A 6,508-nucleotide genomic window follows, 5' to 3' on the forward strand; every position below is an offset into this window, starting at 1 on the left:
ATGCTTATGGACTTTCTAACATACATCGCAGCCGGTGCAGGCGTAGGCTTTGCCGTCGGTCTGACCGGAATTGGTGGCGGATCTCTGATGACACCGCTATTGCTGATGTTCGGCTTTCCTATGCACATTGCGATTGGTACAGACCTGATGTTTGCCGCCATTACCAAATCCACCGGTGTCATGGTTCATCACCGACAGCGCAGTATTGACTGGTCACTGGTTAAAATTCTTTGCGCCGGCAGCCTGCCTGCAGCCGCCCTGACGATTCTTTTGTTGAAGTTCTTTTTCGACAAGAGCGCTGATTATAGTCCGATCCTTACACTCTGCCTCGGGATTATGTTGACCCTTACTGCAATCTCGTTATTAGTGAAGCCTCTGCTCAAACAAAGGCAGCTTAAGGCGGAATCACGACTCACCAAAAAGCAACAACAGCTACTGACCTTCATTGCCGGCATATTCCTCGGATTTCTTGTAACACTGTCGTCTGTTGGCGCTGGCGCTCTGGGCACCGCAGTGATCGTATTGCTGTATCCATTACTCAAACCCGTCAAAGTGGTGGGCAGCGAAATCGCCCACGCCATACCACTGGCATTACTGGCGGGTCTTGGGCATATCTGGCTTGGGAATGTGGATTTCACCCTGCTTGGCTTTTTGTTGATCGGTTCCATTCCTGCCATTTCGCTGGGTGCAAAACTTGGAAATAAATTACCAGACACCCTGATGAGAACGGTATTGGCACTGATTCTCTTCACACTTGGCATAAAATATCTGTTTTAGCGGTATTTAATCCGAATGAGGCTTGCAGGGATGCGAGAGTTTGAATAAAGTGAAAATGCGTAAAATACTGCGGTATACCGGCAGAACTTTATGCAGTCTGTCCCATGACTCTTATCAAACAGAGAGAACGATCTTCAGGCTCTTTAGAACAAGCAGGTAGCACAGGCTTTAACAAAAAATTTCAGCGCATATCAAAACGGAACCGTATTAAATGGCAGTTTTACCCATTGAAGATTTAAACATCCAGTCACAGGAAGTATTGCTGACCCCTGAGCATCTGAAAGCTCAGATTCCCATGACCGATGCTGCCGCCAGAACCGTTTCCGAAAGCCGTGAGGTAATCCGGAATATTCTGGACGGGAAAGATCATCGTTTATTTATCGTGATTGGCCCCTGCTCTATCCACGATATTAAGGCGGCTCATGATTACGCCACCCGCCTGAAAAAACTCAGTGAAGAGCTAAGCGACACGTTATATCTGGTAATGCGCGTCTATTTTGAAAAGCCAAGAACCACCGTTGGCTGGAAGGGGTTAATCAACGACCCTCACCTGAATGATTCCTTCAAAATCGAAGAAGGTTTGCATATTGGCCGTCAATTGTTGATGGATGTTGCGGATATGGGCATTCCTTCAGCAACCGAGGCTCTAGACCCTATTTCACCTCAGTACCTTCAGGATCTGGTCGCCTGGTCAGCCATTGGCGCCAGAACCACCGAATCCCAAACACACCGGGAAATGGCCAGCGGGCTTTCCTCTTCGGTTGGCTTTAAGAATGGCACGGATGGCGGTCTTGAAGTTGCGATCAATGCGTTGCAATCTGTCTCCAGCCCGCATCGTTTTCTTGGCCTGAACAGCAAAGGCCAGGTTGCGATCACCCATACCAAAGGTAACCCCTATGGTCATGTCGTGCTTCGTGGCGGTAGTGGTAAGCCTAATTACGATTCGGTAAGCGTCGCTCTGTGTGAGAAAGAGCTGGAAGGTGCGAACATCAAACCAAACATCATGGTGGATTGCTCCCACGCCAACTCCAACAAAGATCCGGCTCTGCAACCTTTGGTGATGGAAAACGTGACTAACCAGATTATCGAAGGCAATAAATCCATTGTTGGCTTGATGGTGGAAAGTAATATTGGCTGGGGTAGTCAGAAAATGACCGATAAACCGGAAGATCTGAAGTACGGCGTATCTATCACCGATGCCTGTATTGACTGGGATACCACAGAGAAAACCCTGCGTTCCATGCACGACAAACTGAAAGATGTTTTGCCCGGTAGACGCAGCTGATCATCGACGTTACAAACCTCACAGAATCAGCTCGAATTGCTCGGGCTGATTCTCTTGCTTCTCCTCCTCTCCCCTCGCTACCAGCTTCTGTTTAATCTCGACGTATGACAACAATGACAGCTGAGAACTGGGGGCAACTTCCTCTTTAATTTCCAACTTCCTAATGATCACCGCCTTGCGCTCCACCGGCATATTACTGATCCGTCGGTCGAGAATAGCGGAACAGATCAAACAGACTTTTGACAGATGCTGATTTTCCAGTACCTGATACTGGCAATCACTCTGCAGCACCTCAGTGCACAGCGTATGGTCACTTCTTGACTCGATATCCAGATTCGCTTCCACCAGATGTCGCATGCCGCTACCATCTTCGGTGACAAAAAAATTGGATAAAATGGCCTGTTTATAACGCTTCACAGTTCAGTCGGACTACTGGGTGATTGATAACAAGAGGAATACAAAAAGGTCGGAAAAGATACACTATTATGACGATGAGTTATACCGGTATCTCTACCATTACGTAAAATTACCATTCCTGAGAGCACCTTGACCAGCACTCTATACAAATGACTTGTATTGGATCTTGTTTACGATCCAGAATCGATTCCCCGACGGCGTTTTTACCGCCACTTCATCATCAACAGCTTTTCCAACCAGCGCCCGGGCCATGGGCGAATCGATGGTGATATGATTCTTTTTCATGTCGATCTCATCAGCGCCCACTATACGACACTGCAGAATATCGCCTTCTTCACCCTCCAGCTCCACCCAGGCACCGAAGAAGGCTTTGCCTTCTTGCTCCGGGGAGTACTCAACCACTTTCAGCACTTCCAGCCTCTTGGTAAGAAAGCGAATACGACGATCAATCTCCCGCAGCAACCTTTTACCTTCCTTATACTCCGCATTTTCGCTCCGATCTCCAAGGGCTGCAGCCTCAGATACGGCCTGCGTTACTTCAGGGCGTTTGGTTCGCCACAGGTATTTCAACTCCTGCTCCAGGGTTTCTTTTCCGGCAAGCGTGATAAGAGGTGAGCGGCTCATATAATCAATTAAGCATCTGCATTAATAATGACGAAATAGTAACCGAGTTTATGAATGAGTTCGATGGAAAAAGCGTGAATCCGGCTGAACGATCATTCTCTGATAATCAAAACTCAATAAGGAGTCAAGACTGACAACCCGCTTTAGAAATGTTAAGGTTTTCCTACATTTATATAAAACTAACTTAACGTCCAATACCGAATGATTGCGGTAGTCGTAGGATCACCATGTTTATAAAGTCAGCACTGCATCAAAAAATCGATCATTATTCCAACATCAGCGATGATGCTAATCAGTTACAATAAGTACTGCATAATATGGAAACGGCTATTTCTGGCCAATGAGACAGTTACTATGCAAGGCGCAGCGTAGGGAGCATAGCAAGCTATGTGACCGAAGTTGCAACGCGGCAGAGTGGCTGGATCATTGAGTCAGAAATATCTGTTTTTAGATTATGCAGTACTTAAATACTGTAAAACCAAATAATGAACCATCAATGATTGAAGGCTCATTATTGCAGCTCATATTGATAGCCACTTTCTCATGAATGGACTCATAGAGACATAACGCTCTCAAGAGAAAGAAATATAAATACGATTAAAACCAATATGGAGACCCGTGCCAATCAAGCTCGGGTTTACAAAAATAATGACCATTTATTCAGAAGCCATTCAGGAAATGTCTGAATTGGCGTCAAATGAAGAAATTTGCCACCCGTCGGATGCCGTACAATTTCTGGAACGGTGCACCGAATTTGATCCAATTGCCGAAGGTGTTTATGCCACGGTCTACAACCTGCCAGATGAGCCGGACAAAGTGGTCAAAGTCTGCACCAGCCGAAAAGACGGCTACTATCTTTTTGCTCGCTGGTGCATGTCTCGAGAGAATCGAGAAAACCCACATCTCCCACTTATCCATCGGGAAGATATCGTTGAACTGCCAAACGGTTTAAAAATCCGCTTTTATGTCATTGAACGTCTGGAGGATATTACGGAAGATGGAAGCCATCCCGTTCAACCAGACCACTTTCATAACATGGACTTTGGCACACTCTGGAATGCCTTTAAAACCGTTGCATTCTCCTATGGCATGGACCACCGATCATTACCGGACGAGATAGAATCCCTGGATGCGTTTATTGCGGAGATCAAAAAAGCCAGCGAACAGTTATCTCAAAAACCCGGCAATGACTCTCTTCCTTCCTTGAAAGAGCAAACCCTTGAAGAATATGATGCTTTTTTGAGAACGTTATACGACGTTTTGATTCAGCTGTCCCCGGTGGGCGTTATGGATCTTCATGGCAATAACTTTATGCTACGGGGTGACACTATTGTTATTACCGATCCACTGTCTCATAAACATGCTGCGTAATTAAACAATTGATAAAAAATAAATGGGGGTTCCCCCCCAAAACAAAGTTATTTATAAAACGCATTATCCGTATTGGTATGATCCGTGACGTCACGAACACCTTTCAACTCAGGAATCCGCTCCATTAATGTCTTTTCGACCCCATCCTTTAGTGTAAGGTCGACCGCCGCGCAGCCTTGACAACCACCACCAAATTGTAGAATCGCCACATCATCTTCCAGCTCTACCAGAGACACCATGCCGCCGTGAGAAGCCAGACCCGGATTGACTTCCATCTGCAGGAAGTAATTAATTTTCATATCCAGCGGGCTGTCGTCATTAACCTTTGGCAGCTTGGCGTTGGGTGCCTTGATGGTCAGCTGACCGCCCAGTTTATCTTCTGCGAAATCCACCATGGCATCGTCAAGAAATGGCTCACTGACACCTTCCACATGGCAGGGAAAGTACTCCAGCTCCATCTTCAGATCCCCTTCTTTCTCCTCACCCGGCTTGCAATAGGCAAGGCAGGTTTCGGCATGGGGCGTACCGGGATTACTGACAAACAGACGCACACCAATGCCTTCAACACCCTGTTTTTCCAGCAGATTGGCGAGATACTTCTGTGCGGCTTCTGTGAATGTAATGTTCAACGCAACACTTCCTCTATCAGTTTCAGGACTATTCTATGACATTACTGAGTCGCAGAGAATCCCTACTATTCAACTTGGTTATTATTAAGTTTCTTTTAATACATTTATCAGTAAGAATAGTTCCCATTTGCACTTCATCACCAAAATGAGAGTCACCATGAAAGAGACCATCAGCATTCTGGGTTGTGGCTGGTTGGGCATGCCCCTGGGGGAAAGATTGGTAAACGACGGCTACCCTGTCAAAGGTTCCACCACCCGGGCAGAGAAAATAAGCAATATCAAAGCTGCCGGTATGGCGGCCTACAACATCAGCCTTTCCCCCGATCCCGAAGGTGACATTGCCGATTTTCTGGATACTGATATTCTCTTCATCAACATTCCACCCGGCAAAGGTGACGGCCAGCCGCATTTTTACCTGAGACAAATGCAGGCGCTTGCCAAACAGATTGACGAATCCAGAGTTAAAAAAATTATCCTTATCAGCGCCACATCCGTCTATCCGCAAAATAATGACGAAGTGACAGAAAACGACGCCATTCGTATAGAATCTCCATTCTCAGACACTGCCTGGCTGGATATTGAAGAGCTATTCACCCTGAATGAAGAACTAAAAACGACAGTGTTACGCTTCTCCGGGCTGATTGGTGGCGATTATCAACCGGGCCGCTACTTCTCCGGCAGAGAGCTGGGCGGAGCGGATGACCCGGTCAACATGATTCATCAGGAAGACTGCATTCTTATTGTTGAAGAGATTATTGCCAAGAACCTCTTTGGTGAAGTCTTCAATGCTTCGGCTGACGAACATCCAACCCGCCGCGAGCTGTACACCCGCTCCTGCGAAGTTCTGGGTATTGCGGCCCCAATATTTATTGATAAGCCCATGCCCTATCGTATTGTTAACTGCGATAAACTGAAAAAAGCACTGAACTATCAATTTACTTATCCAGATCCCATGCAAGGATTAAGTGGTTAACCACATGAAATTATATTTTCTGATCAAAATTGAATGCTCAGAAAATATGAACTATTTAAGCATTTAAAAAACTGCATGATAACGGATTCTGTTAATAGTTTTATCATGCAGTGAATTATTTTCATCCACACGTCAAGTATACAGGAGTATATCCTATGAATTCATTCCATCTAGTGTAGTGCGCCGTTCTTTTTGCTGCTTAAGCGGCAATTAGCTCGAACTACCTTCTCCAGTATGTCATTAGCCTTGGCTGTCCATATAAACGGCTTGGGCTTCTCGTTATGTTTTTCGATATATTCCTCTATTGCCTCCACAAGCTCTGGAACACTTTTGAATMCCCCTCGACGTAAACGCTGTGTGGTTAAATCTCGGAAAAACCTCTCAACCATGTTCATCCATGAAGCTGATGTCGGTGTAAAGTGAACGTGGAAT

The 6,508-nt window shown here is 46.0% G+C and carries 7 protein-coding genes and 1 pseudogene; 4 read left to right on the forward strand and 4 right to left on the reverse strand.

Going from position 1 to position 6,508, the window contains the following annotated elements; genetic code table 11:
- Positions 1 to 6 precede the first annotated feature (6 nt).
- Entirely contained in the window at positions 7 to 777 is a 771-nt protein-coding gene (locus AKL11_RS23300) for a sulfite exporter TauE/SafE family protein (protein WP_067522555.1), read from the forward strand.
- 211 nt (positions 778 to 988) lie between these two features.
- A complete protein-coding gene (locus AKL11_RS23305; RefSeq protein ID WP_067522557.1) occupies positions 989 to 2,062 on the forward strand; it encodes a 3-deoxy-7-phosphoheptulonate synthase in 1,074 nt (357 codons plus the stop codon).
- An 18-nt stretch (positions 2,063 to 2,080) separates the two neighbouring features.
- Here AKL11_RS23305 and AKL11_RS23310 read toward each other — a convergent pair whose 3' ends face one another.
- Positions 2,081 to 2,479, reverse strand: a complete 399-nt coding sequence (locus tag AKL11_RS23310) for a hypothetical protein (protein WP_067522560.1) — start codon at positions 2,477 to 2,479, stop codon at positions 2,081 to 2,083.
- A 141-nt stretch (positions 2,480 to 2,620) separates the two neighbouring features.
- Positions 2,621 to 3,103, reverse strand: a complete 483-nt coding sequence (greB, locus tag AKL11_RS23315; RefSeq protein WP_067522563.1) for a transcription elongation factor GreB — start codon at positions 3,101 to 3,103, stop codon at positions 2,621 to 2,623.
- Between the two features lie 648 nt (positions 3,104 to 3,751).
- Between greB and AKL11_RS23320 the strand changes: the two genes are divergently transcribed.
- Positions 3,752 to 4,474, forward strand: a complete 723-nt coding sequence (locus AKL11_RS23320; RefSeq protein WP_067522565.1) for a hypothetical protein — start codon at positions 3,752 to 3,754, stop codon at positions 4,472 to 4,474.
- A gap of 47 nt (positions 4,475 to 4,521) precedes the next feature.
- On the opposite strand, the gene nfuA is transcribed toward AKL11_RS23320, so the two are convergent.
- Positions 4,522 to 5,103: a Fe-S biogenesis protein NfuA gene (nfuA, locus tag AKL11_RS23325; protein WP_067522567.1), complete on the reverse strand. Its 582-nt coding sequence runs from the start codon at positions 5,101 to 5,103 to the stop codon at positions 4,522 to 4,524.
- 157 nt (positions 5,104 to 5,260) lie between these two features.
- On the opposite strand from nfuA, the gene AKL11_RS23330 reads away from it, so the two are divergent.
- Positions 5,261 to 6,076: a Rossmann-fold NAD(P)-binding domain-containing protein gene (locus AKL11_RS23330; protein ID WP_067522582.1), complete on the forward strand. Its 816-nt coding sequence runs from the start codon at positions 5,261 to 5,263 to the stop codon at positions 6,074 to 6,076.
- 170 nt (positions 6,077 to 6,246) lie between these two features.
- On the opposite strand, the pseudogene AKL11_RS23335 reads toward AKL11_RS23330, so the two are convergent.
- Positions 6,247 to 6,508 (reverse strand): annotated as a pseudogene (locus AKL11_RS23335) (IS630 family transposase); the annotation flags it as partial.

Source organism: Endozoicomonas ascidiicola, assembly GCF_001646945.1.
GTDB lineage: Bacteria > Pseudomonadota > Gammaproteobacteria > Pseudomonadales > Endozoicomonadaceae > Endozoicomonas > Endozoicomonas ascidiicola.